Genomic DNA, 25,819 nt, shown 5'->3' with positions numbered 1-25,819 from the left:
GCAGCGAGCAGACACTTAGTCGCCGGTGTCTTGCTTGCCGATCAGCTTGAGGTAGGGGGCCCGGTAATTGGCAACGCTGTTGCGCCAATTGCGCACCTCCTCGACGAAGCGCCGGCCGTTGGCCTTGAGCTCCGGCCATCGTTCGCGCTGCCTGACGAGGTCGAGGATGGCAGCGGCGAGCGACCCGGCGTCGCCTGCCCGGAAAAGCATGCCGGTCTTGCCGTGCTCGATCAGTTCCCTGTGTCCGCCGACATCCGAGGCGACGAAGACTTGGCCTTGGGCCATCGCTTCCAGAGGCTTCAACGGTGTCACCAGTTCGGTCAGCCGTATCGAATGGCGGGGGTAGGCGAGGATGTCGACCAGATCGTAATAGCGGCTGACCTCGCTGTGCGCCACTCGCCCGGTGAACACCACCTGGTCGTCCAGGCCCAGCGCCGTGGCACGCTGCCTGAGATTTTCTTCCTGCGGACCGCCGCCGACCAGCAGCAGGCGGGTTGCGGGCTCTTGCCGAAGGATGGTCGGAAAGGCGTCGAGCAGCAAGTCCAGTCCTTCGTATGCGTAGAAGGAGCCGACAAAGCCGATCACGGTATTGCCCTCCAGGCCGTACTTGCGTAGCAGCTGCCGCTCGGGTGGGCGGGCTGGCCGGAAGGCTTCGACGTCCACGGCGTTGGGAATGACGCTGACCTTGCTGTCGGCGATACCGCGCGCGAGGATGTCGGCGCGCAGGCCCTCGCAGATGGTGAAGACGTGATCCACCTTACGCATCGCCCGGCTCTCCAACCAGCGGGAGGCACGGTAGCGCAGGCTACCCGCGCGGGTCGTGCCGTGGTCGACGGCCGCATCTTCCCAGAAGGCGCGGACCTCATAGACGATGGGGATGCCCCGTCGGCGCGCCACTCTGATTGCCGGGATGGCATTGAGTACCGGCGAATGGGCGTGGATGATGTCAGGCCGGATGTCGTTCGCGACTTCCTCGATGCGGTTTTCCAGTCGCTGCATGAGGGCGACTGCCTGTGCAAGCGGCAGTCGCGAAAGAGTGCTGGACCGGGATCGGGTGCGGTAGAAGCGCAATCCGTCGACTTCCTCAATGGGGCCACTGCTCGCACCTTGCTTCGGGGACGTCAGGTGGAAAGTTTCCCAGCCGAGCGCACGCTGCTCGCGCAGCAAGGCGGCCGTGCGGAAGGTGTAGCCGCTGTGCAGGGGGATCGAGTGGTCGAGGATGTGCAGGCTGCGAATCATGGGCGGCTCCGCTGTTCCATTACGTTGCGCAGGAAGGCCTCGAACATGAGGAGGGTCCAGATCGGTGCGCTGCAGTCATGGCGACCGGATAAATGCGCGTCGACCAGATGTTCGAGGTAGGGGCGGTTGAACCAGCCGGTTTCGGCCAGTCGCGGGCCGAGGATGGCTTCCTGCATGCGTTGCCTGAGCGGCCCCCGAAACCAGCGGGCCAGCGGTACGGCGAAGCCCATCTTGGGACGGTAAAGTATGTCGTCGGGCAGCTTCGGCTCCATCGCCTTCTTCAGTAGGTACTTCCCTTCCTGACCGCGGATTTTCTGCGAACTGCGCAGGCTCGCCAGCCACTCGACCAGCGGGTGGTCCATCAGCGGTTCGCGCACTTCCAGAGAGTGGGCCATGCTGGCGCGGTCTACCTTGGTGTTGATATCGCCAACCAGATAGGTCTTGAGATCGAGGTACTGGATCATTCCCAAGGGATCGTCGGTGCCGGCCTTGGCCGCGTGCCTCTCGAACACCTCCCGGGCATCGTAGCCGTCCAGCGCAGAGCGAAAGGCGGGGGTAAAGAGCTGCTCGCGCATCGGTCCGCGCAGGATGGAGACGGAATGGAAATAGGCCTCCACCGAACTGCGGGCCATGCCCTCGAAGGTCGTCTTGGCGCGCAGGATCCGTGGCGCCCAGTCGGCTTTCGGGTAGAGCTTGCCGAGCACGCCGAAGAGCGGGCGACGAAGCCCCAGCGGCAGCACCGAGCGCATCTTTTCTTCCATCAGGTGCAGGCGGTAACGCCGATAGCCGCCGAAGCTTTCGTCGCCGCCGTCGCCCGAGAGCGCTACCGTGACATGTTTGCGCGCCAGTTGGCAGACGCGGTAGGTCGGGATGGCCGAGCTGTCGGCATAGGGTTCATCGTAGAGTCCGGCCAAGGTGTCGATCAGGTCGAAGTCGTCGCTTTCCACTCTGTCGAGCTGATGCCGGGTCCGGTAGCGGTTGGCGACCCTCTGTGCGAATTCCGACTCGTTGAAGGCGGGGTCGGCGAAGCCGATGGAACAGGTGTTGACCGGAGACGTCGATAGACCGGCCATGATGGCGACGACGGCGCTTGAGTCCACGCCCCCGGAGAGGAAGGCGCCAAGCGGAACTTCCGAGATCATGCGCAGCCGGATCGATTCTTCCAGACGATGATTCAGTTCGCTGCAGGCATCGGCGTCGCTGATCGGGTTGTCGAGGGTGAAGCTGACGTCCCAGTATGCACGCGCTTCAGGCAAGGGCTGAGCGCGGCGCAGGACGAGCGTGTGTGCGGGCGGAAGCTTCCTTGCCTGCCTGAAAATCGTACGTGGTTCGGCGACGTAGCCCAAGGCAAAGTATTCCTCGACGGCACAGGGGTCGATCTCGCGCTTGAGGCCTCCGTGGGCGAGCAGGGATTTGAGTTCGGATCCGAACAGGAAGCTGCCATCGTCGAGGAGCGCGTAGAAGAGCGGCTTGACGCCGAGCCGGTCGCGCGCCAGGAAGAGTGTCTCGCGCTGGCGGTCCCAGAGGGCGAAGGCGAACATGCCGCGGAAGCGCTCGACACAGCGCTCGCCCCAGGTTTCCCACGCATGGACGATGACCTCGGTGTCGCTGCGGGTGTGGAAGACGTGGCCGAGCGCCTGCAGTTCCGGGATGAGTGTCCGGTAGTTGTAGATCTCGCCGTTGAACACGACGCAGACGCTGCCGTCCTCGTTGTAGAGCGGCTGCTGACCGGTCGACAGATCGATGATCGCAAGACGTCGGTGACCGAGGCCGACTCCGGGTTCGATGTGCAGGCCTCCGTCATCGGGGCCGCGATGCCGCTGCGCCTCGTTCATGCGCTGCAGCACGGCGCGATCGATGTCGCGTTGACCTCGGGTGTCGAAAATCCCTGTGATGCCGCACATGCTCTTTGGTCCGATCAGGTGGAGAATTGCCGGGCGCTGCTTTCGCACAGACGGCCGTATAGCTGTCGGTAATTGCGGACCATGGCCGCCATGCCATAGTTTTTATCGACCAGTTGGCGGCCTTGTCGCCCCATTTGTCGCGCAAGTTCCGGCCGTCGTGCCAAGCTGACAATGGCTTCTGCCAGTGCCTCCGGGTTGGCGGCAGGAACGAGTCGCCCGTTCAATCCATCGCTGACGAGTTCGACATTACCGCCAACCGCAGTGGCGATGACAGGGATGGCGCAGGACATGGCTTCAAGGATCGTATTGGAGATGCCCTCACCCAGCGAGGGGAGGACGAAGCAGTCAAGGGCGCCCATGATCTCGGGCACATCGTTGCGCTCCCCCGGCAACCATGCCAGATCGCTCAGGCCGGCGGCACCAAGGATTGCTTGCGACTCAAGGCGCAACGGGCCATCGCCGATCATGACCAGTCGTAGTCGGTCGCGGAGTTCGGGGGCGATCTGTAGCGTCTTGACGAAGGCCCGGGCGAGGTTGCTCTGATCCTTGATCGCCTGCATGCGGCCTATGGTGCCGACGATCCAGAAACCGGCAGCGTTGAAGGGCGACCCGGAGATCGCCTGCCGCGATGAACGCGGATGAAAGCGCAAAGAATCGACACCGTTGTAAATCTGGGTGATGCGATGCGCACGGATGCCAACCCGACTGACGAGATAGCGTTCGAGATCGCACGACAGGGCGATGTAATGTTTCACGAACGGGCTGTAAATTCGCCGCAGCCACTGGTATTTCCTGTTATCGCCGTTGATATCGCCGACGTCGCGGCCGTGCTCGCCGTGGATGCGCATCGGGACGCCGGCAGCCCATGCCGGCACCACCGCCTCGAGCGCGGCCAGATTTCTGGTGTGGACGATGGTCGGTGCGAGTCGCCGAAACAGGCGATACAGCCTCGGATAGCTCGCCACAAGGTGTCCGGGAGGCTTGTGCAGGGCGATGAATTCGACATCGGTCCGACGAATGCGCTGCCTGAAGGTAGTGATCTCCGTCAGGGCGATGACGACATGACGATAGGAATCTTCGGGCATGTGGTTGATCAGGTTCACGATGCCGTTCTCCAGTCCTCCGATGTCGAAGCGGTACACCACGTGGGCGATCAGCGGGCGAGGATCGTTCATCGCCGCCTGGCCTCGCGCAGGCGGCGATGGATTTCATCGCCCAGGTCTTGGTTGAAGCTGGCCAAGGTCTCGCCGGCGTCGGGCTTGGGTGCATAGAGAATGATCACCGCTCCGTCGTCACCCTGACCGGACAATATGGAAAGCATCGATAGCCACTTGGCCTCGATATCGCTGCTGGTCAGGCGGCCGTTGATCCAGTACCACTGCCAGATGAGGTAGCGTTCGTCGCGCTTGTTCTGCAAGGAGAGTATTTCGCCAGTGCGGACGCGCTGTACCCTTGCCGTGGACGGGGCGGCATCTTCTCCTCTGGCGACGAGTTGCCAGTTGGGGCTCTGCGAGCCGACCAGCACGTTGCTCGATGTCACCAGTTTTCGTTCGTAATTCTGGTTGCGATAGTAAGCGACGTAGACCCCCACCCAGCGGTCGTCCTTGGTGTAGGACGAGTGCGCTTGAGCGGAAGGCTGGTTAAACCTGGGTTGCCAGTTGATCATCGGCGGGCCGGCTTTCCATTCGTGCGTGGATTCGGGCAAGGACAGAGCGACCGGTTCGGCGTGCTTGTCCGCGCGGAGCAGACTGGTAACTGCCGGTCCCGATGCAATGACCAGCGCGACCGCGGGCGCAAGCAGCCAGACACTGTTGTCTTTCGCGGATCCGGGGGCCGCCTCGCTGGCCAGGTCCCGAGCTGCAGGTGCTGGCTCTTGCCAGCGCATTCCTATGCCAAAGATGGTGGCGATCACGATTCCGAAAAATATCCAGCCGTAGATGAGATGATCCACGCCGACCGCCAGCCGGTTGTCGGAGAGGTGACCGATCATGACAATGAGGTATGCCCGGAGCCAGTTCGCGACGATGGGTACGAGCAGTGCCACCAGGATGAGGGCCAGGCGTCTTTGCAGCGACTGATAGTTCAGGTAGGCGTAAAGAGTGCCGATCATCAATGAGGCGATCAGGTAGCGAATACCGCTGCACGTCTCGATCACCGACCAGTGGCCGCTGGGGATCATGAAGTTCTGACCCTCCCTGTAAACGGGTATTCCCGTCAGACGCAAGGCAAGCGTTGTAAAGTCAGCGGTCCATTCCATAAGGCGTGGCATCAGGAAATCGCCGATCGGCACCGAAAAGAACAGGAACAGCAAGGGAAATGCGAGCTTCCTGCTGGTCTGGGTACCGACCAATGCCATGACTGCCAGCACCACGATGCCGACCACGGCAAACTGGGTCAGCGCATTCGCTCCAATCAGGTCTCCCAGCAGCCACAGGAGGACGATCCCCGCCAGCGGCAGGAGAAGCCAGAAGCTGGCGGACGGCTGCAGCCGTCCTAGATGCTCGCGCTCGCGCCAGATGAGCCAGAGCGAGATGGGGGCGACGACAAACCCGTGAAGGTAGGTTTCCGAGCGCCACCAGATTTGGGTCATCCCGTCCAGCGTACGCCAGTAGCAGTAGCCGACCCACAGCAGGGTCGCCCCGATCGCCAGCAGTGTAGGTTGCCATTGCCTTGCCGCAGCAGGCGCGTACTGGTTCATTGGCTGATCCCGTTCGACAATGGAAGATGGCGGTCCAGGGCGGCGAGATTTGCCCCCCAGCTGTAGTGCGCGAGTATGCGTTGCCTTGCCGCGTGGCCGATGCCTCTGCCTGGCTCCTCCGCATTCAGCAAGTGGTCGACCCGGTCGATGAAGTCCGTGGGCGATGCTGCGGTCAGCAATTCCCGGCCCTCCAGGGCATCGATCGCACTCGCGCATTCGATCGATGCAACAACGGGTTTCGCCATCGCCATCGCTTCGAGAATCTTGTTCTGGATGCCGCGCGCGACGCGCAACGGTGCGACCACGACCTTCGCGTGCTGCAGCCACGGGCGGACGTCGGCGACGGTGCCGGTGACGACGACGTGCTCGCCGGCGAGCGCGCTGACCTCGTCCGTCGGGCTGCGGCCGACGATCACGAAGCGCGCATGCGGCTGCCGCGCGCGCAGTTCAGGTAGCATCTCGCGCGCGAACCAGGTGACCGCGTCGATGTTCGGCCAGTAGTCCATGGCGCCGGTGAACACGACCGGCAACTCGCCCGCGCGGTAGGGCGACGGGCGCCCGGGATCGACCGAGAAATAGTCGGCATCGACGCCGTTGCCGACGGCCTCGACCTGCCGGCTGCACTCGGGGGCGAGGCGGGTGAACAGCGCGACCTCGGCCTCGGTGACGAAGAGGCCGCGTGTGGCACGAGCGGCCATCCTGCGCTCGTAGGCGAGCAGGGTCTCTCCCTCGCGCCGGTACAGCCACGACAGCGGCCAGCGATGCTGCGCTGCGTATTGCGTCCACTTGGCCGAATCGACATCGACGAAGTCGATCAGGGTCGGCAGCAGGGGCTTGTCCTCGACGTACTGCGCCATCGCCGAGGAGAAGACCACCGCGGCGTCGATGGCGTTCGTCCGGCAGCAGCGATCGACCCAGGCGCGCAAGCCGCCGTCGCGATAGTAGGCGAGCGTCAGCGGCTCGCCGGCAACGAGTCCGTTCAGGCTGCGCAGCCTGGCCAGACGCGGATCGATGCGGGCGACGTGCAGGTCGGCACACATTCCCCGCAGCAGCTCGATGTGCGGCTCGTCTTCCGGGTCGTCGATGAAGGTGCCGAGGAACACGCGATGCCGTTCGAGCAGGTGCTTGAGCAGATGGTAGGAGCGCAGCTTGTCACCCTTGTTCGGCGGGTAGGGCAGACGATGGACGAGATAGAGGATGTTGGTCATCGCGCGTCATCCCAGGTTGCGCACGATGTGCGGACCGAGCCGGTTGGCCAGCCAGAGCGGCAGGCGTCGCCAGGCTTCGATGAACAGCCTGAATTTCGCGTTGCTCGGGTTGTTCTGCGGGATGCCTGCGCGCCGGTACAGGCAGTATTCGTAGTGCAGCGGCTGCGGCGCGAAGCCCCAGTTCTTCTTGAAGGCGTACGAGCCCGTGCCCTTCTTGCTGCGCCCGTAGTCGAACACCTTGAGTCCGCGCTCGCAGCTGCGGCGCAGCAGTTCCCAGTACTTGAAGTCGTTGGCGGCAAGCTCGCGCGCGCGCTCGTCGTCGCCGGCGTAGTAGGGCAGCACTTCGTCGCGGAAATAGAAGGAGAGCACGCTGCTGAGCGGCTGCCCCTCGGCCGTGCTCACGGTCAGCACCTCGCAGTCTTCGCCGAAGGCGTGCTGCAGCGATTCGAAGTAGCGCCGCGGCAGCGCGGGCGTGCCGTGACGGTGCGCGTTGTCGGCAAAGAGCCGGAAGAAGCGATCGGTCGACGCGTCGATGCTGCTCGTCAGGCCGTTGCCGATTCCCTTGCGCACCATCGCCCGCTGCTTGCGCGGGATGGCGAGCAGGTTGTCCTCGACCGTAGGCAGGATCTCCTTGCGGAAGGTGACGTAGAGGTCCTGGGCCGGCCAGTCGGGATGGCGCTGCCTGCAGTTGCGGAATTCGAGGTGGGCGACGCCGAGTTGTCCGGCCAGGCGCTGTGCCGCTTCTTCGAGCCGCTGCGCGGCTTCGCCGCTGCTCGCCGCGACCCCGCCATAGACCGCGAAGGGCATCGCCACCAGCGCGTGGCCGAAGAGCAGGCTATCGACCTCTGCCAGCGGCAGCACGCCTTCGAGCTCGCCCGCGTCTTCGGCAAAGAGGAAATGGGTCGGGTGGCGGAACACTTCGCGAACGATCCCCTGCCAGGCTGCGCGGTGAAAGAAAGTAGCTTCCGGGCAGGCGAAGACAAACTCGTCCCAGCGCGCGGCGCCGCGCGTGTCGGCAGGCTGCAGCTCACGGATGATCATGGACGCCCGCGCCCCGTGAGGAACAGCTCGTCCATCCGCCCCCAGGAAAAGTCGGCCAGGAGGCGGCGCAAGCGTTGTTCCATGCGCTGGATGTTGAGGTAATGACGGAAGCGCGTCTTCAGGCCGATCCCCGGGATGCGTGGCTGCGCCGGGTCGACTTCCCAGGGGTGGAAGTAGAAGACCGCCGGCAGCCGGTCGACCGTGTTGACGCGGCGGATCATCCAGCGTGACAGGCGGTAGGGCAGCAGGCGGAAATAGCCGCCGCCGCTGGCCGGCCAGTTGCGACTGAGCAGACGCAAGGTCGTCGCCGGAATTTCGAGCACGCCGGAAATCCTGTGCGCATGCCGTGGTGCGTCGGGCATCCCGTAATGGTCGTGACGGATCGGGTAGACGCTCGAGCTGTACTGGTAGCCTGCGCGTTCCAGGCACTCGAAGGCCCACAGGTTGCCCGCACCGATCGAGAAGCTCGGTGCGCGGTAGCCGCGCACGGCGCAGGAGGAAAGGTCTTCGAGGATCAGCTTGGCAAGGCGCACGTCGGACGAGAACGCGGCCGGCGTCTGCTCGCTGGCGCGCTCGTGCGCATAACCGTGGCTGGCGAGCTCGTGGCCGCCGGCGACGATCCGCCGGATGACCTGCGGGTAGCGCTCGGCGACCCAGCCGAGGGCGAAGAAGGTGGCCTTGGTCTCGTGCTCGTCGAGCATCGCCAGGATGCGGTCGACATTGCGTTCGATCCGGCACTCGCGCGTCGCCCACTCGCTGCGCGGGATGTGCGGCGCGAATGCCGAGACCTGGAAATAGTCCTCGACGTCGATGGTCAGCGCGTTGGCAAAGGGGGCGGGCATCGCGGACCTCGCCTTCAGGCGACCGCCAGGCGGCCTGGCAGCCAGCTGGCGAGATCGTCGACGATGCGCTCGGCGGCGCGTCCGTCCCAGCGTTCCGGGAGGCAGCCGGACTTGCTCCGGCCGGCGAGTATGGCGGCAACCTCGCGGCGAATGGCGGCACCATCGTTGCCGACCAGCGTGTTGGTGCCCTGCTCGACGGTGATCGGGCGCTCGGTGTTCTCGCGCAGGGTGAGGCAGGGGACGCCAAGCGCCGTTGTTTCTTCCTGCACGCCACCCGAGTCGGTGAGCACGAGGCGGGCATTGGCCATCAGCCCGAGCATCTCCAGATAGCCTTGCGGCGGCAGCACGACGATGCGTCGGGTGTCGAGCAGGGGCCAGAGGGCAAAGCCTTCGATGCTCTTGCGGGTGCGCGGGTGCAGGGCAAAAACCAGCGGCAGCGTCGCCGAGATGTCGCGCAGGGCGCCAAGGATCGCGGCGAGAACAGCGACCTTGTCGACGTTCGAGGGACGGTGCAGCGTGATCAGGCCATATCCTGCCGGACCCGCGATCAGTTCCGGGTCGGCACCGGCCGCGCCGAGGGTGGCAGCCGGCGCGCGCGCCAGTGGTCGATTGTCGAGCAGCGAGTCGATCATCACGTTGCCGACGAAGTGCACGCGATCGGCAGCTATGCCTTCGCGCGCCAGGTTGTCGGCAGCGCTGCGTTCGGTCGTGTACAGGCGGTCGGCGACCTGGTCGGTGAGGACGCGATTGACTTCCTCGGGCATCGAGCGGTCGTAGCTGCGCAGGCCCGCCTCGACGTGCACGACGGGAATGCCTTTCTTGACCGCGACCAGGGTGCATGCCAGCGTCGAATTGACGTCACCCACCACGAGCACGCAGGAGGGCTGTCGCTCGTCGACGACGGGCTCGAAGCGGCGCATCACCTCGGCGGTCTGTACGGCATGCGAGCCGGAGCCGACTTCGAGATTGATGTCCGGAAGGGGGAGGCGCAGGTCCTCGAACAGGCGGTCGTTCATGTCCCGGTCGTAGTGCTGGCCGGTATGGACGAGCAGGGTGGGCAGCGTCGGCTGCCGCGCGGCGAGGGCGCGCAATATCGGTGCCATCTTCATGAAGTTGGGGCGAGCCCCGACGACACAGACGACCGGGCCCAACTCGCCACGCCGGTATGCAGACATCGTTTCTTCCTCAGCGTACGGGGGGCGGGATCGGCGGACTGCCGCCCGGCAGATGCCGCTCGTCATCGACCAGACGTTGCAGCAGGTCGAGCGACGCGCTGCTGATTTTTTCGAGTTGCAGCAGGCTGTACTCCAGCCTTCTCAGACGTTCGCCAAACTGCTGGACGTTGAGCGCGGCGAGCAGGCTTGCCGGATCGTCGCCGTTGCCGAAGCCGGGAGCGGCCTGCGCTCGCCCGCTTGCTGCCGGATCCGCGGCAGCGGGATGCGGCTCGCTCCGCACCATTCCGTGCGCGGTTTCCGCTTCGAGTTCGCGCGCGACTTCGGCCACGTCCTCTGCGTCGAACCCGGTTTTTTCGGAGAGATAACCCGAAAGCAGCAGGCGGTCGCAGAGCCCGTTGATGCGCCGTGGAATCCCGCCGCTCGCCTTGAAAATTGCGGAGAAGGCCGCCGGCTGGATGAGCGGCAGCCCGGTCGACCCTGCGCAGCGCAGGCGGTGCTCGATGTAGGCCCGGGTGTCATCGAGGTCGAGCGGTGCGATGTGGCAGGCAGCGATCACGCGTTGCCTGAACTGCATCATCTGCGGACTTTCCAGGATCTGCCGGAACTCGATCTGGCCGACGAGGATGCTCTGCAGCAGCGCCTCGTTGCCGCACTGGAAGTTGGAGAGCATGCGCAATTCCTCGACCGCACGCGGGCTGAGGTTCTGCGCCTCGTCCACGATCAGCATGCAGCGCCTGCCCTGGCTGTGCGTGCGCTTGAAGAGCTCTTCGAGCGCGATCAGCAACTCGGCCTTGCTCAGCCCCCGGGTCTGCAACCCGAAGGCGGCACCGATCATCTGCAGCGTGTCTTCGGCGTCGAGCTGGGTACTGACGAGGTGAGCCGCGAAGATCCGCTCGGCATCGAGGCTGTCGAGCATGCCGCGAACGACGGTGGTCTTGCCGGCGCCGACTTCACCGGTGACGACGACGAATCCTTCATGCTTGTGCAGCCCGTAGGCGAGATAGGCAGACGCGCGCCGGTGCTGCTTGCTGTCATAGTAGAAAGCAGGGTCGGGGTTGAGCTGGAAAGGCTTGTCGGTCAAGCCGTAGAAGGCCGTGTACATGCTTTCAGTATATAAAAGAAATGGTTCCTATGACAGCGTGCTCTTTGCGCGGGGCGTTCTGGCTCTCGAAACTCGATTGGCGCGCGGTGAGCGAGCCGCTGGTCCTGCTGCCCAGCTTGCTCGTCAAGCCGAGTTGATAGAGCGTGTTCGTGGCGCTCGCGTCGCCGTTGCCGATGCTTTCCTGGCGCGAGGCGAGCAAGTTCAGGTTGGTGATGGGGCTGAGCCGATGCGACAGGCTGAGGCTCAGCCCCTTCTGCTCGATGAGCGAACTCGGCGTCGTCTCGTCCAGAAAATCATTGGCCTGCAGCGACTGACTCTCGCTGCGATGGGCCACCAGCGTCAGGGAGTTGCGCGCGCCCATGATCGCCACTGCCAGTTGCTGGCGACGTTGCAGTCTGGCGCGCGCCGCCAGGAAATCGCTGCTGCCCTGCGTCGCGCTGACCCGAGGGATCGCGCAGTCCTCGATCTCTTTCTGCGTGGCGTCCGGGGTGAATAGCTTGCACTCCCGTTCAGCCTGGTCCCAGGCGGCGTTTTGTCCTACCCGCGAAAACTGGTTGGGCAGCAAGGACACGTCCTTTGTGTCCGTATAGCTGATGCTGCTCAGCGGAAAGCGATGGCTGAAGCTGAAGTTATGCCCGTCACCGAAGAAACGTCGTTCCTTCGAGGCAGAGATCGTGGTGCGCTCGGTCGGATTCCATTCGAAGCCGAACCCGTGAGTTCCGCGGCTTTCCTGGTTCGCCGATGCATAGTTGTTCGCTTCGCGACCTCTGTTCAGCGAGAAGCGCAGATCGGGAAAGATCAGATAGCTGGCCGTGGCGCGGACGCGATCGGCGTCGTATTGCATCCCGTTGCCGTATTCGCTGCTGCTCTGGCTGCCGTCGATCGACCAGTTGAGTCTCTGGAACGGTGTGCCGCCGCTGAGTTGCCCGCTCCATTGCGAAAGGTCGAGGTTGGTGGCAGTGGCACTGGCCGAGCGGGTGGTCGATGCGTCGTGGCGCAGCGAGTACCCGAGCACGCCGGCGATCTGTCCGCGAATGTAAGGCGAGAGACGATAGGTCGAGGTCTCGGTGACGTTGCTGTTGATACTGGTGTTGCCCGGTGACTGCGGCCCGAACGCCGAGATCGGCTGCTGCGCGACGATGCCGCTGAAATCGACGAAAAGCCATTGCTCGACCGCTTCGAGCGTCGCGAAGCTGTTCAGCGAATTCTGGGTGCGCTCGTACTCAGGGTGCTGCGCGTAGAATTGCTGTCGCAGCGAGTAATCGAAGTGCCCCTTCAGGCGAGCGCTGCTGGCCTGGATGCGGATTCCCGGTGCGATTTCGGTGATCTGGTCGGCCTGTCGGCCGTTGCTGCCATTGACGCGCACATTGTCGGTCAGCGTCTCGGTCAGCATTATTCGCGGCTGGATGGTCCACGGCGGCTGTCCCATCGAGGCGTTGGTGCCGGCATCGCCATCGAGTGCCGAGAGCATGCCTGAGCCGCTCGACAGCTCTGCCGGAGCGCTGCCGCCCGATGGTGCGGGCGCTCCCGGATCCGCCATCTGGGCGTTGGCGGCGCTGCCCAGAACAAGAAACACTGCAACGAACTGCGCGCGCGGCAAGCTAGTCCGCATGATCATGCCCGTGCTTGCGCGCGTGCTTGTGCGTCTCGCCGTGCTCGTCTCCGTAGCCATAGCCATAACCGTAGCCGTAGCCATAGCCGTAGCCATAAGCGCTGCCAGCCGCTTGTCGTGCCTGATTCAGTACCATCATCTTCAGCGGGCAAGCGTCGATGACGGCGAGGGCCTGCTTGACCGCGGCCTGGGGCGTCTCCCCGGCGTGCACGACCATGACGATCTGGCCCATGTGCGAGGCCAGCGTGCGCGCTTCGGTCGTGAGCAGCAGCGGCGGCGAGTCGAAGATGATGATGCGGTCGCTGTAGCGACTGGACATGTCGTCGAGCAGGCGTACCATGGCCTCGCTGGCCAGCAACTCGGTGGCGCGCGGGTGCTGCGTTCCACTCGGCAGGATCGACAGCTTGTCGATATTTGTGCGCATCAGGAACGGTGAAATATCGAGCGAGTCGTCGCTGACCACATCGAGCAGTCCAGGGGCTTGGGCAAGGCCAAGCATCTTGAGCAGGGTCGGCCGGGCGACATCCGCATCGACCAGCATCACGGTGTGGTCGCGCTCCATGGCAATGCTGGTCGCCAGATTGACCGCGGTCGTCGTCTTTCCCTCGCCCTGCAAGGCGCTGGTGACCATGATCAGGTTGCCGTTGCGCATCGGATCGGCGTCCTTGCGCATCGCATTGGCGATCAGCGGCCGCTTGATGACGCGGAATGACCCCGCCAGATCGCTCTTGCCCGCGTGTGGAACCAGCAGGCCGGCTGTCGCCATCGCCTCGAGGTCGATTTCCACCTGTTTGCTGCGCCGGTTCGGTCCGCTGCCGGCCGCCGCTTCGGTCTGTGCCGAGGGAGTCGAAGTGGCATTGTCATTGGCCGAAGCCAGGGGCTGTGGCGGAGGCTGGCCGACGCCTTCGTCGGGGGCACGGGGCGCAGCCGGCCGCTCCGCCAGTCCGGCTGCGGCCTGGGGCGTGCTTGCGCTCGTCTCTTCGGCGGCGGGCAGCGGCGGCATGGAGCGTGCGGCTTCGTGACGAGCCGCTCCTGCCGCGCGGAGTTGTCCGAGCCGCTGTGCCGCTTGTTCAATCAGGTTCATCGATCGACCTCAGGCAGCGCGTTGGAAAAGGAAAAGGGCCGACGTTCCCGTGCCATAGGCGAGCAGCAGTCCGGTCAGGGCGATCAGGAAGCGACGCATGCTGCGCTTTTCCTTCCGCTGCCTGGCCTCGTTGGGAACGAGGGCCACGGTACCGAGAACCTGCAGTCCGGTCACGTCGCGCAGGGTCTTGCCGTCGAAGAACACCGGCCGAATCTGGCTCGCCGCGAAGGCGGCAAAGAGGCCCGTAGCCAGGGCGAGCAGCAAGCCGCCCGGCAGCAGCAGCAGGCGGTTCGGGGCGACCGGTGTCGACGCCGCGCGCGGCGGGTCGATCAGGCGAAAGTCGGCGATTGAACCGGTCGAGTCCAGATTGCCCGACAAGGCTGCCGACTCGCGACGACTCACCAGTTGTTCGTAGTTCTTCTTGTCGATGTCGTAATCGCGGTTCAGTTGCGCGAATTCCGCCTCGATTTCCGGCTGCGTCCGCAGCGTCTCGGTGGTGCGTTTGAGGCGCCCCTCGTACTCGGCCACTCTTGCGCTCAGCGAAGCAACCTGCGCTTCGGCCTCCGCCAGGGCGACCTTCAACTGCTGATAGACAGGGTTGTTGCCCAGCGTGGAACCCGGATTGGCGGCTGCCAGTTTCTTTCTCTCCGCCAGTTCCTGTCGCTTCTGCTCCTCGAGATCCTTGATCAGTCGGCGCGTGCCGACGACGTCCGGGTGTTTGTCGGTATAGCGCTGCAGCAGGGCGTCGAGATTGCGCTTGAGGGCATCGATGCGCCCGTCGATTTCGGGCAAGGAGACGCCCGCATCGCTGCCCGAGGCATCGGGCAGCAGAACCGGTTCCTCGCCCATGATCTGACGGCGCAGGGAGTCACGCGCACCCTCAGCCTCGCGCAAGGCCAGCCGGGCGCCGTTGAGTTCGGTGCTCAGCGCCGACAGGCGATCGATGCTCGAACCGGAGCCGCTGACCTGGAGGTCGATGTTGCGCAGTTTGAACTCCTTCAGCCGGTTTTCTCCTTCGGCCAGCTTCTTCTCGTAGTTGCTGATCTGTTCTTCGAGAAACTTCCGCGCCGAACTCGCATCCTGGCGTTTGTCGCCCAGGCTCGATTCGACGAAGATCGAGGTCAGCGCCTGCACCACCCTTTGCGCCCGTTCCGGGCTGGTGTCGCGATACGACAGCGTGTACAGATTGTCACGGCCGACGCTCTGGATTTTCAAGGTCGTCATCAGGCTCTCGACCAGCGCTTCCTGGTCGGCCTTGTCCTCGATGTTCAGGTCCAGGTCGGCCATGCGGATCAGCTTTTCGACGTTGGGCCGGCTGATCAGCGTGCGGCTCAGCATCATCACCTGCTGGTCGATGTTGGGCTGCACGGCAAGTCCGGCCATCAGCGGCTTCAGGATCGACTGGGTATCGACGTAGATGCGCGCCGACGCTTCGTAACGGTCCGGTAGCGAGAGCACCCCGACGGCGGCGATTGCCCCCACCAGCCAAGCCACCGCCATGCCGAGATGGCGATGCTTCCATGAGCCGCGCAAGGTGGTGAACACCTGGCGAAGGATTTCTTCCATCGTGAGCCCCGAACGGTTGGCCGCGCCGGTCGGCGGCGCGGCGTTGCAAGGCGCAAACTCAGAACCAGCTTTGCGGGATGATGAGCACGTCGCCCGGCTTCATGTCGACGTTGGCCGAGACGTCACCGCGCTTAACCAGATCCTTGAGGCGGACCTGGTAGAGGGCGTTTGCCTCCGCGGTGCGCAAGATCGTCGCGGCATTGCCATCGGCAAAGTCGGTGATGCCACCGACGGCAATCATCACGTCGAGCAAGGTCATGTTCTGCCGGTAAGCGAGGATCTGGGGCTTGGCGGCGGCACCGATCACCCTGATCTGCTCGCTGTACGGACCGACGAAACCGGTGACGATGACGGTGACGACGGGATCGCGGATGAACTTGGCGAGTTCCTTCTCGATGTCGCGGGCCAGGCTGGTCGAATCCTTGCCGATCGCCGGCAGATCCTCGATCAGCGGCGCGGTGATCTTGCCGTCCGGGCGTACCGGAACCGCCATGGAAAGCTCAGGGTTGCGCCAGACCACGATGTTCAGTTGATCACCCGGTCCGATCTTGTAGTTGTAATCGGCAGAAGCCGCGGCTGGCGGTGCCGGCGGGTGGCTGGCACAAGCGGCGAGGGTGAGCGCCGCCGCGGCGACCGTCAGACATCGGGCAACGAATCCAGCCTGTGGGGACCGCATCATCGTTCTCCTTCCATCAGTCATGCCGAGGATCGGCGGCGGGAAACGGATTTACGCCCTAATCATATACGAAATGACTTGGAGGTGATGCCTTTTGGCATATTTTCATGGCCGGGCTAGGCGCGCGGGCAGGCCGATCGACGGCGAAAAAAAAGCACGCACACCGCCGTGGCGATGTGCGTGCCTGGCCGCGGGGCGCTGGCGGCCTCGAGCGGAAGCGCGCGTGCTTAGATCACGCCTTGCGCCGCCATGGCCTCGGCGACCTTGACGAAGCCGGCGATGTTCGCACCGTCGATGTAGCTGACGCTGCCGTCGGCGCGCTTGCCGTACTTCAGGCAGGCTGCGTGGATGCCCTGCATGATGCCGAGCAGGCGGGCGTCGACCTCTTCGCGCGACCACGACAGGCGCAGCGCGTTCTGGCTCATTTCGAGGCCCGAGGTGGCGACGCCACCGGCGTTGCTGGCCTTGCCCGGTGCGTAGAGGACGCCGGCGGCTTCGAAGGCCTTGGCGGCTTCGATGGTCGACGGCATGTTGGCACCTTCGGCGACACACTTGACGCCGTTGGCGATCAGCGTCCCGGCATCGGCGTCGTCGAGTTCGTTCTGCGTCGCGCAGGGCAGGGCGACGTCGACCGGGACGTGCCACGGACGCACGCCGGCTTCGAACTTGGCGCCGACACGCGCGGCGTAGTCGCTGCAGCGGCCGTACTGCTCGTTCTTGACTTCCATCAGGATTGCCAGCTTTTCGGGCGTGAAGCCTTCCTCGTCGATGACCGTGCCGCTGGAGTCGGAAACCGTGACCACCTTGGCGCCGAGCTGCATCGCCTTCTCGACCGCGTACTGGGCGACGTTGCCCGAGCCGGAGACGCTGACGCGCAGGCCCTGGAACGAGAGGCCGCGGGTCTTCAGCATTTCGTCGGCGAAGTAGACCGTGCCGTAGCCGGTGGCTTCCGGACGGATCAGCGAGCCGCCGAAGGTGAGGCCCTTGCCGGTGAACACGCAGTCGGCGCGGTTGGCGAGCTTCTTGTACATGCCGGCCATGAAGCCGACCTCACGGCCACCGACGCCGATGTCACCGGCGGGAACGTCGGTGTCGGCACCGACGTGGCGGAACAGTTCGGAGACGAAGGCCTGACAGAAGCGCATGATTTCGCCGTTGCTCTTGCCCTTCGGGTCGAAGTCGGAGCCGCCCTTGCCGCCGCCCATCGGCAGCGTCGTCAGCGCGTTCTTGAAGGTCTGCTCGAAGGCCAGGAACTTCAGCACCGACAGGGTGACCGACGGGTGGAAGCGGATGCCGCCCTTGTACGGACCGATCGACGAGCTGTGCTGGATGCGGTAGCCCTTGTTGACCTGCACCTGGCCCTGATCATCGACCCAGGAGACGCGGAACATCACGACGCGTTCGGGTTCGACCAGACGCTCAAGCAGGTTTTGCTCGGTGTACTTCGGGTTCTTCTCGATGAACGGCCACAGGCTTTCCATCACCTCGGTGACGGCTTGCAGGAACTCGGGCTGGCCGGGGTTGCGCGCGGCAACGTGTTCCAGGAATTGCTCCACGGATGCGTACTTCATCATTACTCCACAAACTGTTATCGACGATTCAAATCGAGGCTCGTTGGCGAGCCTCGTCCTTCGGTACTTGGGTAATCCGCCGAGCGCATCCGCGGCACCTTGCGGCTGCTGCACGCTCCTTGCCCGAGCCGTGCAGGGCACGGATCGGCTGGCGGCAGGCACCGTCAAGAGCACCTGATATTTTCACACAGAGCGGCGCGCTTGTCGCGTGGCGCTTGACTAAATTTCGGAAGGATGCGCACGTGCCGGGTGAGCTGCGCCAGCGAGGCCTAGCCCGCGCTGGCGCGACCAGGGCTAGCGCCGCAGCTGGCGCAGTCGCTCGCTGGCGAAATCGCTCAACTGCGGCGACAGCTCACCGCTGTCGAGCGCACGCTGGAAGGCGGCGGCGGCGTCGGCACGCTTGTCCTCGGCCTGCAGGGAAACGCCGACGCCGATCAGCCAGGTCGGCATCGCCGGGTCGCTGCGCAGCGCCGTGAGGTAGTGCCCGATCGCCTCGGCGTGGCGTCCGAGCCCCTGCAGCAGGGCGGCAAGAAAGGCGTGGTACTCGGGATCGTCGCCGGCGCCGGCGAGGCCCCGTTCGAGGGTCGCCAGCGCTTCGCCGCGCGCGCCTGCGGCTACCTGCAGGCGTGCCAGGGCCATCGCGAAGTCGCTATTGCCGGGCGCCAGTGCCAGTCCGTCGCGCAGCAGCGCGCTCGCCTCGGCGTTGCGCCGCGCATCGACCAGCAAGCCGGCCAGGAGTTGCCGCGCGTTGTGGTTGGCCGCGTTGTCCGCCAGCGCCAGGCGCAGCGACTGCTCGGCATCGACCATCCGCCCGCGCTGCAGCGCAGCGACCGCTTCGCGGTAATGGTTGTCCGAGCGCTGCTGCGGGCTGACCAGCTTGATCGACGCTCCCGGATGGGCGCTGGCGGGGCGTGCCGGTGCCGCGCCGGTCGCCGGCGGCACAGCGCTCGCCTCCCTGGCTTGAGCCGGCTGCGGGGCTTCGGCAGCGGCGCGCGGCGCCGGCTCGACAACTGCGGCAGTAGCCGTGGGAGCCGTCGCAGCCGGAGCGGCCTGAGCGGCCGAAGCAGGCAAGGGGGCCTGGCCGGGCGACGTCATCGGCGGCTGTCCACCCGCATCGGCGACGGCCGGCGTCGGCGGGGTGGGGCTCGTGCCCGGTGCCGACGGCGTGCTCGCAGCCGTCGGCGTCCCCGCGGCGGCAGCGGGAGCAGCAGCCGGCGCGACCGCTGCAGGGGCGGGCGCCGGTGTGCCGCCGACCAGCCACGGCGGTAATCCGTAGAACTGGATCCAGACGATCGTGCCGCCGGCGAGGACGAGGAAGGCAAGCCTTGGCAGCAGCCACTTGGCCGACTTGCGCGGCGCCGGCGCGACACGCAGATCCTTGCCCGCAAGCTCGTCACGCGCCGCTTGCGTCGGCGGCGTCGGTTGTGCTGCCTGCCGCCGGTCGAGGTTGCGCAGCATCTGGTTGATCAGGCTCATGGTCGTAAACTCCAGCCGATGGCGCCGGCGGTGCCCAATGTCAGGGCCGCCAGCAGCAGGCGCTGCGATGTCCACCGCGACCGGCCCAGCGATGCCGTGTCCCTGGCTGCGGCGAGCACGTCGAGCAGGCCGACGTGGGGATTGCCCTTGCCGTAGGCGGAAAGCAGCGCCTTGTGCGCCAGGATATTGACGAGCCGTGGCACGCAGCGCGAACTTCGGCGCAGTTGCCACAGTGCCAGCGGCGTGAACAGGCGGTCGCCGGCGAAACCGGCGACGCGCAGGCGGTGCGCGACGTAGCTGTCGACTTCCTGCGCCGACATCCCGCCCAGGTGGTAATCGAAGGTGATCCGCTGTTTCAGCTGGCGGATCGAAGGGTGGTCTAGCTTGTCGTTCAACTCGGGCTGGCCGAAGATGATGACCTGCAGCAGCTTGCGCTTTTCGGTCTCGATGTTGGTCAAGAGGCGCAGCGCTTCCAGCGTCTCGATCGGCATCGCCTGCGCCTCATCGAGACAGACCACCACCCGCCGCTGATCGCTGACGATGCCGATCAGCCGCGTCGTCAGCGCGCGCAGCAACTGGTGCTGGCTCTGCGTCTCGGTCGGCGTCAGCTCCAGGCCGAGTTCGACCGCCAGTTCGAGGAAGAGCGCCATCGGCTCCAGGTAGGGGTTGGGGATGTACGCCACCTGCACCTGCGGCCCCAGGCTGAGCATCAGCTTGCGACAGAGCAGCGTCTTGCCGGTGCCGACCTCGCCGCTGATCTTGATGAAGCCCTCGCCCGAGTGCACCGCGATCAGCAGCGTGTTCAGCGCCTCCTGCGCCGCTCGCGTCGAGCAGAAGAAGTCCGTGTCCGGCGTGATGCTGAACGGCGGCTCCTTGAGGCCGAAATGGGCGAGGTACATGCGGGTCACTGACGGGCCGGGGGCAGGCTGCCGAGGTTCTCGATACGTTGCTGGGTTGCCGCGATGTCGTCGCTCCAGGCCGTCTCGTCCTTGACCACGGTCGGCTTGAGCAGGATGACGAGCTCCCGCTTCTGCGACGACTGCTCGCCCTTGCTGAAAAGCGCGCCGCCGACGGGAACGTCGCCGGCCCCCGGGATCTTGTTACGCGTGTCGTCGGTCCGCTCGGTCATCAGGCCGCCGATCACGATCATCTGCCCGTCGCGTGTGCGCACGACGCTGTCGGACTCGTTGATCGTATTGACGGCGAAAGGCACCGGGACGCCATCCGATGACGGCATCGAGATCTTCAGCTTTTCAGCGATGCTGTTGACCATGGTGTGGATGTGCAGGGTGATGTTGTCCTTGTCGTCGATCTGCGGCGTCACGTCGAGCGAGATGCCCGAGAAGAAGGGCTGGTAGGTCAGCGTCGGGGGCGTCACCAGATTGGGCGAGCCGGCCGTGGTGCTCGGAGTCACCGTGCCGCCGACGATGTTGGTGACGAAAGGCTCCTCGCGGCCCACCTTGAGCACGGCCTTCTGATTGTTGAGCGTCGCAACGCGCGGGCTGGACAGCACGTTGACCTGCCCCTGCGTCTGCAGGAAGTTGATCAGCGCGCTGAAGTTCTGCGTCTGGAAGGCGACCCCCATCCCCGCCGAGAAGGCGTTGCCGCCGGCGACGCCCAATAGGGTACTGCCGAGCAGCGCGCTGAGGCTCGTTCCTTCTGTAACAGTTCCACCCTGGCCACCGGCGTTGGTGGGTGAAGTGGGCGTTGCCGTATACAGCGAGGAATTCGACCCCACCGAGAAGCGATGCTGGTTGGCCGTGTTGAACGCGGCCCAGTTGATCCCCTGCTGCGCGCCCGAATTGAGCTCGACGTCGATGATCTTGGCCTCGATGATCACCTGGCGCTCGACGGCGACCTGCATCGAGCGCAGGATCTTCTCGATCATGCGCAGTTCGTTCGGCATGCCGCGCACGAGGATGCTGCCGCTCATCGGGTGCACGGTCAGCGCGCGACCGTCGCTGCAGCCTTCCATGCCGCGATTGGTGGCGCCGGAAGCCTCTCCGCGGTAGGAGATGTCGGCGCGCCGCGACCCGCCGGCGCCGAGCGGCGTCTGCGGTGTTGCCGTGCCTCCTTCCGCACGCCCGACCTCGCAGCCGAGCGTGGTGCGCAGCGCGTCGGCGATTTCGCCCCACAGGTCGGCCTTGGCCAGGGTGCTCAGTGCGCTCGCCTGGACGCCCGAGTAACCACCGCCACCGCCCATGCTGCCACCCGTGGTGCCGACGGTACTGCCGGCGCCGCCCCCGGCGCCGGCACCCGTGCCGCCGGTCGACGAGGAGGCGCCGCCGACGACCATGATGTCGCTGACGCCGCGGCGTTGGCCGCTGATGTAATTGACCTGATAGAGGCGGGTCTGCAGTTCGGGTTGCTGGATATAGACGCGGTTGCCTTCGACCGTATAGTCGTAGCCATACACCTCGCGGATCGCGTCGAGCGCCTCGAACAGGGTCACGTCCTTGAGGTTGAGCGTCAGCCTGTCCGGCAGCGCGGCTGCCGCCAGCGTACTGGCGGCGGTCTGTGGGCCGGGAGCGACGTTCTTCGGCTTGATCAGCACGCTGTAGCGGGTATCGGCGAAGATGCCGAGCAGCACCTGCGCGATCGGCGCGTCGTTCACCACGAGGTCGAAGCGGGGCTCGAGTTGCCGGCGTGAGGCCTTCGGCAGCGGCATGCGCAGCGGCGGCAGCAGCGAATCGCTGACCGCGGCGGGGAGCGGCGAGCTGGTCTCGGCGGGGCGCGTGGCCTGCGAAAGTTCGTCGTTGATGCGCTGCAGCGTCGCGGTATCACGCGGCGGATTGAGCGTCGAGCAAGCGGCAAGGCCCAGCGCCAGCAGCGGGAAGAGCGCTCGCCGGCGCGCGCGGGCGCGTTGCGGGGTCTGTCCTGTGCTTCTTCTCTTCATTGCCTGTCCTCGTGTTCGGGAGATGCCTGCCGCCAGCGTCGGGTGCTGCGGGGATGTGTGCGCGCGCCTGCCGGCGGGCGCAAGCTCTTGTCGACGCCGGTGGCGACATCGAGCGTCTCCGTCGTCTCGTCGCGCTGCAGCTTGACGACGCCCGACGCGATCGACGTGATCGTGGCACCACCGATGCTGGCGCCGGACTGTAGCACCTGGCCGTCGATGATCGCCAGACGCCGCGTCTTGCCGACCACGGTCACGCGCAAGCCGCCGGCTGCGCCATCCTGAACGCTGCCGCCCGCTGCCGCGGTCGACGCCGGGCGCAGCGGGTCCTGCCGTCCACCCTTGCTCGCTGCACCGGGCTGGCGCGCGCCGGCCACGGCGGGCGCCAAGTTTAGCGCAGCGGTGCTCGCCACTCCGCTGCGTGCATCGCCCGTCTGCGCCAGCTGTTGGCGTTCGACCAACTGCTGGCCGACCTGCATGACGACCTGCTCGGCGATCCGTTTGCCGATCTCGCCCGCCAGCGGGCTGCTTGCCGGCACATCCGCCTTGCCGGCGCTCGCCAGCAGCTGCTCGACCCCGGTGGCGCTGCTCGTGTCGGACGCGCCGACCGGAAGGCCGCAGGCAGCCAGCAGCAGGCCGGCCAGCACACGGTAGGTGATCGTCGAGCGTGCGTAGCGGCGACGTCTGGCTGGATCGGGGGCGGCCAGTGTGGTGGCAAGCGCGGCGATGCGGGGCGTGGGCTTCATGGGCGTCTCGGTCAGCGCAGCGCGTCGCTCGCCTGCTCGCTCAAGGTGTAGAGGGTGACGTCGAGCACGGCTTCGGGGTAGGTCTTCGTGCTGATGCCGAGGTCCGACCAGAACAGCCGCAGCTTGGACTTCTCAAGGCTTTCCAGATAGGCGAGCAGCGTCAGATAGTCTCCCTTGACGCTGAACTTGACGCCGTGGCGGTAAATCTTCTTTCTCGCTGGTTCCGCGCGACTGCCGCCAGTGCCGCCGTCGCCGGTGCTGCTGCCGACGCTCGCCTGCAACTCCGTTGCCGGCAGCGTGCTCAGCGAGAGCAGGCTCAGTTCGGGTGGGAGCGCGAGCAACTGTCGCACCAGGGTGCCGAGCGGCGAAGCATCGCCCTCGGCGCGGCTGACGGAGGCTTCGAACGCGGCGAGCGTCGCCTGCATCTCGGCGAGCTGCTCGCGCTGCACGCGTTGGGTCTCGTTGCTGAGGGCCGCCGCCTTTTCCTTCTCGGCAAGCTCCTCGCGCAGCACGGCCAGGACCTCCTGCTGTCCCTGCTCCTCGGCGTGCATGGCCGCTAGCTTGCGTTGCTGCGGCCCGATCAGGCTGGCGTCGAGCAGCCCATAGATCAGCGCTGCACCGACGACGAGCAGCAGCAGCCGTTCGCGTTGTGCCAGCCCGTCGAGGCGTTGGCGGAGGAGGTCGAGTTGTTTACCCATGCCGGCCGCTCAGTTCAGGGTGAAGCGGACGCCCGCTGTGGTGCTTGCACCGGGGCCGGTCGTCGGCGTGATCGCCAGCGCATCCAGTTGGATGCCGTCGTCGGCGAGGGCCTCGTTGAGCCGGCGCGCGTAACGCATCACCGCATCGCGGTGCAGCGCATTGCCGCTGAGCGAGAGTTTCCTGCCGCCCGCACTGATGCCGATCTGCACCAGCCACACCCCGTCCTCGCTGACCGTGCTGAGCAGCGCCAGTATGCGCGCGTGCCCGGCCTCGCTGTTCTCGCTGCGCATCGACGCCAGCACGCTCGCCGCGTAGTCCGCGTCCGGTTTCAGGGCATCGATCTGCTGCTGCAACTCGCGCTCGCCACGGGTGATCGGCGACTTGCCCTTGACCTCCTTCTGTTGCTGCAGCAGCGCATCCAGCCGCTCCTGCGTCGCAATGACCTCGAGTTGCCCGAAGCCGAGGTAGGCCGCGATCGAGAGCAGCAGCGCTCCCCACACGTAAAGCATGAGCTTGATCGAGAGCGGCTTCCTCTCCTTGCGCGGCAGCAGATTGATTTGCTGGCTCATGCTCGCGACCCGTTCCCGATCATTCGTTGTTGAAGCGCAGCGCGGCGCCGAGCACCAGGAAGTAGCGCGACTGGGTCGCCTCGTCGGCCAGTTCCGGGGTCCGCGAAAAATCGAAGACCTCGGCGAGGTCGATACGTCGCACCGGAACCGACACGTTCTGGGCGACGATCTCGCCGATCGCCATCGGTCGCTGCAGCGGTGCGATCAACACGCGATCGACGCTGATGAACGGAAAACTGCGGCTGATGAAGTCGAGCGAACGCTGCACCTGCAGTGCGATGCGTTCGAACGCCCGGTTTTCGCCCTCGGTATCCGGCATCGAATCGTCGAGCAGGCTGTCCTCGAAGTAGCGATCGAGATAGAGCTCGCCGCGGTAGGTCACCGTGAACAGCACGCCCTGGCTGGCGACGCGCAGCAGGCCGATCCCCTCGTCGGGTTTGGCGAGCAGCGCGGCGATGTTGCGTTGCGCGGTATCGGGGATGTCGATCGCTGCGAGGGGCAGCCTGGCCTGGGCGAAGGCCGTACTATGGCGGGCAATGGTCTCGTGCGGCGAGACGATCACGTAACACTGCTGCGGCCGGTTCGGGATGGCCTCGGCGGTCGGGATGGTCATCGACGCCATCGCCACCTCGTCGACCGGCCGTTCGATCATCGGTGCCAGCGCCCAGCGCAGGCTCTGCTCCATTTCGGCGGGCTGCACCGGCGGCTCCGGGACGACCAGCGTACGGTACTCGCTGCGATCGAGGCAGAGCACCCAGGAGGTTTGGTCGGCGGCAATCTGCTGCGCCATCGCGCCGAGCGAGGTGGGTTCGACCCCGCTGTCGGACACCGTAGCGCAGGCGAGCACGAGCGGCTTCTCGCCGGCAGTTGTCGGCGCCAGCACGGTAGCGCCCGTGAGGCCGTTCCGTCCGCTCTTGACGGCGGACCAGCCGAGGATCTTCTTTTTCTGAAACCAGCGTGAAAACATCGGGATGCGCCTGAGTTCCGGGAGGGCGGCGGCCGCGCCGGCGGGGCGAGCGAGGGCTGATCCAATCTTACAACGCTTTCGCGCCCTTGCACGCCGTTTTTCCGCGCTGCCGGCCTGCGCTGCTGCGCAAGAATTCGCAAGAATTCGCTTGCCGCGAGCCCGGCGCAGGCCTAAAGTGATAGAGCGTCCGTGCGCGGATGCAGCTTTGGGGGCCGCGGCCCCTTCATCCAAAGGAGTTCATCATGAAAAACCTGCAACAACTGCGTGCTGCCCGCGAAGTCGGCTTCACGCTGATCGAACTGATCATCGTCATCGTCATCATCGGCATCCTCGCCGCGGTGGCGATTCCCAAATTCACCGACCTGACAGCAGATGCGGCTCAGGCTTCCCTGAAGGGGGTCGCCGGCAACATTGCCTCTGCTTCCGCTACGAACTATGCGATTCGTAGCGCTAACCCAGCAAAGGGCGAACCGGTGACGGATTGTACGAATGCGGGCGTAAATGCATTGCTTGAGGGAGGCGTTCCGACCGATATGACCGTTGCGGGTACGAAGCCGGACTGCACGATCAACTATACGACCCCCAAGACCGGAGTCACTGCAGTGTCGTTCAAGATCCAGCTAAGGAAGCACTGATTTAATCGAAACCAGCCGACGCCTGCCGTCGGCAGCCGCTCTTTGAGATAATGACGCCCTGCCTCACGCTCGTGACCGACCATGCAAGCCACCTTCTCCGAACTTGAGTACAGCGC

The 25,819-nt window shown here is 65.5% G+C and carries 22 protein-coding genes; 1 reads left to right on the top strand and 21 read right to left on the bottom strand.

The features are described 5' to 3' along the window. Positions 1 to 15: 15 nt before the first annotated feature. The 21 genes from CCR84_RS05730 to CCR84_RS05630 all read right to left on the bottom strand — a co-directional run bounded on the left by CCR84_RS05730 (position 16) and on the right by CCR84_RS05630 (position 25,068). A complete protein-coding gene (locus CCR84_RS05730) occupies positions 16 to 1,236 on the bottom strand; it encodes a TIGR04063 family PEP-CTERM/XrtA system glycosyltransferase (RefSeq protein WP_201210531.1) in 1,221 nt (406 codons plus the stop codon). Continuing rightward, on the bottom strand, positions 1,236 to 3,143 hold the full coding sequence (locus tag CCR84_RS05725; RefSeq protein ID WP_201210471.1) for an XrtA/PEP-CTERM system amidotransferase: 1,908 nt from the start codon (positions 3,141 to 3,143) through the stop codon (positions 1,236 to 1,238). The genes CCR84_RS05730 and CCR84_RS05725 overlap by 1 nt, the downstream gene beginning before the upstream one ends. Positions 3,144 to 3,157: 14 nt before the next feature. Beyond that, entirely contained in the window at positions 3,158 to 4,318 is a 1,161-nt protein-coding gene (locus tag CCR84_RS05720; protein WP_201210469.1) for a TIGR03088 family PEP-CTERM/XrtA system glycosyltransferase, read from the bottom strand. Further along, positions 4,315 to 5,841: an exosortase A gene (gene xrtA, locus CCR84_RS05715; protein WP_201210467.1), complete on the bottom strand. Its 1,527-nt coding sequence runs from the start codon at positions 5,839 to 5,841 to the stop codon at positions 4,315 to 4,317. Before xrtA ends, CCR84_RS05720 begins: the two co-directional genes overlap by 4 nt. After that, positions 5,838 to 7,049, bottom strand: a complete 1,212-nt coding sequence (locus CCR84_RS05710) for a TIGR03087 family PEP-CTERM/XrtA system glycosyltransferase (RefSeq protein ID WP_201210466.1) — start codon at positions 7,047 to 7,049, stop codon at positions 5,838 to 5,840. The genes xrtA and CCR84_RS05710 overlap by 4 nt, the downstream gene beginning before the upstream one ends. 6 nt (positions 7,050 to 7,055) lie before the next feature. Then, positions 7,056 to 8,090: a FemAB family XrtA/PEP-CTERM system-associated protein gene (locus tag CCR84_RS05705; protein WP_201210465.1), complete on the bottom strand. Its 1,035-nt coding sequence runs from the start codon at positions 8,088 to 8,090 to the stop codon at positions 7,056 to 7,058. After that, complete coding sequence (locus CCR84_RS05700) at positions 8,087 to 8,932, bottom strand: XrtA system polysaccharide deacetylase (RefSeq protein ID WP_201210464.1); 846 nt, start codon at positions 8,930 to 8,932, stop codon at positions 8,087 to 8,089. Before CCR84_RS05700 ends, CCR84_RS05705 begins: the two co-directional genes overlap by 4 nt. A gap of 14 nt (positions 8,933 to 8,946) precedes the next feature. Then, positions 8,947 to 10,107: a non-hydrolyzing UDP-N-acetylglucosamine 2-epimerase gene (gene wecB / locus CCR84_RS05695; RefSeq protein WP_201210463.1), complete on the bottom strand. Its 1,161-nt coding sequence runs from the start codon at positions 10,105 to 10,107 to the stop codon at positions 8,947 to 8,949. A 10-nt stretch (positions 10,108 to 10,117) separates the two neighbouring features. Continuing rightward, positions 10,118 to 11,209 (bottom strand): XrtA/PEP-CTERM system-associated ATPase, encoded by a 1,092-nt coding sequence (locus CCR84_RS05690; RefSeq protein ID WP_201210462.1) that lies wholly within the window; start codon positions 11,207 to 11,209, stop codon positions 10,118 to 10,120. 4 nt (positions 11,210 to 11,213) lie between these two features. Then, a complete protein-coding gene (locus CCR84_RS05685) occupies positions 11,214 to 12,809 on the bottom strand; it encodes a TIGR03016 family PEP-CTERM system-associated outer membrane protein (RefSeq protein WP_207186231.1) in 1,596 nt (531 codons plus the stop codon). 1 nt (position 12,810) lies between these two features. Then, entirely contained in the window at positions 12,811 to 13,905 is a 1,095-nt protein-coding gene (locus CCR84_RS05680) for an XrtA-associated tyrosine autokinase (protein ID WP_201210459.1), read from the bottom strand. Between the two features lie 9 nt (positions 13,906 to 13,914). Continuing rightward, the gene (locus CCR84_RS05675) at positions 13,915 to 15,471 is read right to left on the bottom strand and encodes an XrtA system polysaccharide chain length determinant (protein WP_201210457.1); all 1,557 of its coding nucleotides are present in this window, start codon (positions 15,469 to 15,471) and stop codon (positions 13,915 to 13,917) included. Positions 15,472 to 15,529: 58 nt separating this feature from the next. Further along, positions 15,530 to 16,147 (bottom strand): XrtA/PEP-CTERM system exopolysaccharide export protein, encoded by a 618-nt coding sequence (locus CCR84_RS05670; RefSeq protein WP_420825383.1) that lies wholly within the window; start codon positions 16,145 to 16,147, stop codon positions 15,530 to 15,532. A gap of 227 nt (positions 16,148 to 16,374) precedes the next feature. Beyond that, the gene (gene gdhA, locus CCR84_RS05665; protein WP_201210455.1) at positions 16,375 to 17,718 is read right to left on the bottom strand and encodes an NADP-specific glutamate dehydrogenase; all 1,344 of its coding nucleotides are present in this window, start codon (positions 17,716 to 17,718) and stop codon (positions 16,375 to 16,377) included. Positions 17,719 to 18,012: 294 nt separating this feature from the next. Next, positions 18,013 to 19,194, bottom strand: coding sequence for a tetratricopeptide repeat protein (locus CCR84_RS05660; protein ID WP_201210454.1), 1,182 nt, complete (start codon positions 19,192 to 19,194; stop codon positions 18,013 to 18,015). Then, positions 19,191 to 20,093 carry an ExeA family protein gene (locus CCR84_RS05655; protein ID WP_201210453.1) on the bottom strand — a complete coding sequence of 301 codons (903 nt, stop codon included), beginning with the start codon at positions 20,091 to 20,093 and terminating at the stop codon, positions 19,191 to 19,193. Before CCR84_RS05655 ends, CCR84_RS05660 begins: the two co-directional genes overlap by 4 nt. A 5-nt stretch (positions 20,094 to 20,098) precedes the next feature. Then, complete coding sequence (locus tag CCR84_RS05650; protein ID WP_201210452.1) at positions 20,099 to 22,090, bottom strand: secretin N-terminal domain-containing protein; 1,992 nt, start codon at positions 22,088 to 22,090, stop codon at positions 20,099 to 20,101. Continuing rightward, positions 22,087 to 22,833: a hypothetical protein gene (locus CCR84_RS05645; RefSeq protein WP_201210450.1), complete on the bottom strand. Its 747-nt coding sequence runs from the start codon at positions 22,831 to 22,833 to the stop codon at positions 22,087 to 22,089. Before CCR84_RS05645 ends, CCR84_RS05650 begins: the two co-directional genes overlap by 4 nt. Before the next feature lie 11 nt (positions 22,834 to 22,844). Beyond that, positions 22,845 to 23,531: a hypothetical protein gene (locus CCR84_RS05640; RefSeq protein WP_201210448.1), complete on the bottom strand. Its 687-nt coding sequence runs from the start codon at positions 23,529 to 23,531 to the stop codon at positions 22,845 to 22,847. Between the two features lie 9 nt (positions 23,532 to 23,540). Continuing rightward, a complete protein-coding gene (locus CCR84_RS05635; RefSeq protein ID WP_201210446.1) occupies positions 23,541 to 24,101 on the bottom strand; it encodes a PilN domain-containing protein in 561 nt (186 codons plus the stop codon). A gap of 19 nt (positions 24,102 to 24,120) precedes the next feature. Next, a complete protein-coding gene (locus tag CCR84_RS05630; protein WP_201210444.1) occupies positions 24,121 to 25,068 on the bottom strand; it encodes a type IV pilus biogenesis protein PilM in 948 nt (315 codons plus the stop codon). 242 nt (positions 25,069 to 25,310) lie between these two features. On the opposite strand from CCR84_RS05630, the gene CCR84_RS16690 reads away from it, so the two are divergent. After that, complete coding sequence (locus tag CCR84_RS16690; protein ID WP_201210442.1) at positions 25,311 to 25,703, top strand: prepilin-type N-terminal cleavage/methylation domain-containing protein; 393 nt, start codon at positions 25,311 to 25,313, stop codon at positions 25,701 to 25,703. Positions 25,704 to 25,819 lie beyond the last annotated feature (116 nt).

The organism is Rhodocyclus purpureus (assembly GCF_016653115.1).
GTDB classification, from domain to species: domain Bacteria; phylum Pseudomonadota; class Gammaproteobacteria; order Burkholderiales; family Rhodocyclaceae; genus Rhodocyclus; species Rhodocyclus purpureus.
This window is presented reverse-complemented; position numbering and strand designations above follow the sequence as displayed.

What these genes read in the sequence shown, in the direction of transcription:
- CCR84_RS05700 (WP_201210464.1), bottom strand. Translation starts at nt 8,932, where the DNA reads ATGCCCGCCCCCTTTGCCAACGCGCTGACCATCGACGTCGAGGACTAT.
- CCR84_RS05680 (WP_201210459.1), bottom strand. Translation starts at nt 13,905, where the DNA reads ATGAACCTGATTGAACAAGCGGCACAGCGGCTCGGACAACTCCGCGCG.
- CCR84_RS05635 (WP_201210446.1), bottom strand. Translation starts at nt 24,101, where the DNA reads ATGAGCCAGCAAATCAATCTGCTGCCGCGCAAGGAGAGGAAGCCGCTC.
- CCR84_RS05710 (WP_201210466.1), bottom strand. Translation starts at nt 7,049, where the DNA reads ATGACCAACATCCTCTATCTCGTCCATCGTCTGCCCTACCCGCCGAAC.
- CCR84_RS05720 (WP_201210469.1), bottom strand. Translation starts at nt 4,318, where the DNA reads ATGAACGATCCTCGCCCGCTGATCGCCCACGTGGTGTACCGCTTCGAC.
- CCR84_RS05705 (WP_201210465.1), bottom strand. Translation starts at nt 8,090, where the DNA reads ATGATCATCCGTGAGCTGCAGCCTGCCGACACGCGCGGCGCCGCGCGC.
- CCR84_RS05660 (WP_201210454.1), bottom strand. Translation starts at nt 19,194, where the DNA reads ATGAGCCTGATCAACCAGATGCTGCGCAACCTCGACCGGCGGCAGGCA.
- CCR84_RS05670 (WP_420825383.1), bottom strand. Translation starts at nt 16,147, where the DNA reads ATGCGGTCCCCACAGGCTGGATTCGTTGCCCGATGTCTGACGGTCGCC.
- gdhA (WP_201210455.1), bottom strand. Translation starts at nt 17,718, where the DNA reads ATGAAGTACGCATCCGTGGAGCAATTCCTGGAACACGTTGCCGCGCGC.
- CCR84_RS05725 (WP_201210471.1), bottom strand. Translation starts at nt 3,143, where the DNA reads ATGTGCGGCATCACAGGGATTTTCGACACCCGAGGTCAACGCGACATC.
- CCR84_RS05640 (WP_201210448.1), bottom strand. Translation starts at nt 23,531, where the DNA reads ATGGGTAAACAACTCGACCTCCTCCGCCAACGCCTCGACGGGCTGGCA.
- CCR84_RS05645 (WP_201210450.1), bottom strand. Translation starts at nt 22,833, where the DNA reads ATGAAGCCCACGCCCCGCATCGCCGCGCTTGCCACCACACTGGCCGCC.
- wecB (WP_201210463.1), bottom strand. Translation starts at nt 10,107, where the DNA reads ATGTCTGCATACCGGCGTGGCGAGTTGGGCCCGGTCGTCTGTGTCGTC.
- CCR84_RS05650 (WP_201210452.1), bottom strand. Translation starts at nt 22,090, where the DNA reads ATGAAGAGAAGAAGCACAGGACAGACCCCGCAACGCGCCCGCGCGCGC.
- CCR84_RS05630 (WP_201210444.1), bottom strand. Translation starts at nt 25,068, where the DNA reads ATGTTTTCACGCTGGTTTCAGAAAAAGAAGATCCTCGGCTGGTCCGCC.
- CCR84_RS16690 (WP_201210442.1), top strand. Translation starts at nt 25,311, where the DNA reads ATGAAAAACCTGCAACAACTGCGTGCTGCCCGCGAAGTCGGCTTCACG.
- CCR84_RS05690 (WP_201210462.1), bottom strand. Translation starts at nt 11,209, where the DNA reads ATGTACACGGCCTTCTACGGCTTGACCGACAAGCCTTTCCAGCTCAAC.
- CCR84_RS05655 (WP_201210453.1), bottom strand. Translation starts at nt 20,093, where the DNA reads ATGTACCTCGCCCATTTCGGCCTCAAGGAGCCGCCGTTCAGCATCACG.
- xrtA (WP_201210467.1), bottom strand. Translation starts at nt 5,841, where the DNA reads ATGAACCAGTACGCGCCTGCTGCGGCAAGGCAATGGCAACCTACACTG.
- CCR84_RS05675 (WP_201210457.1), bottom strand. Translation starts at nt 15,471, where the DNA reads ATGGAAGAAATCCTTCGCCAGGTGTTCACCACCTTGCGCGGCTCATGG.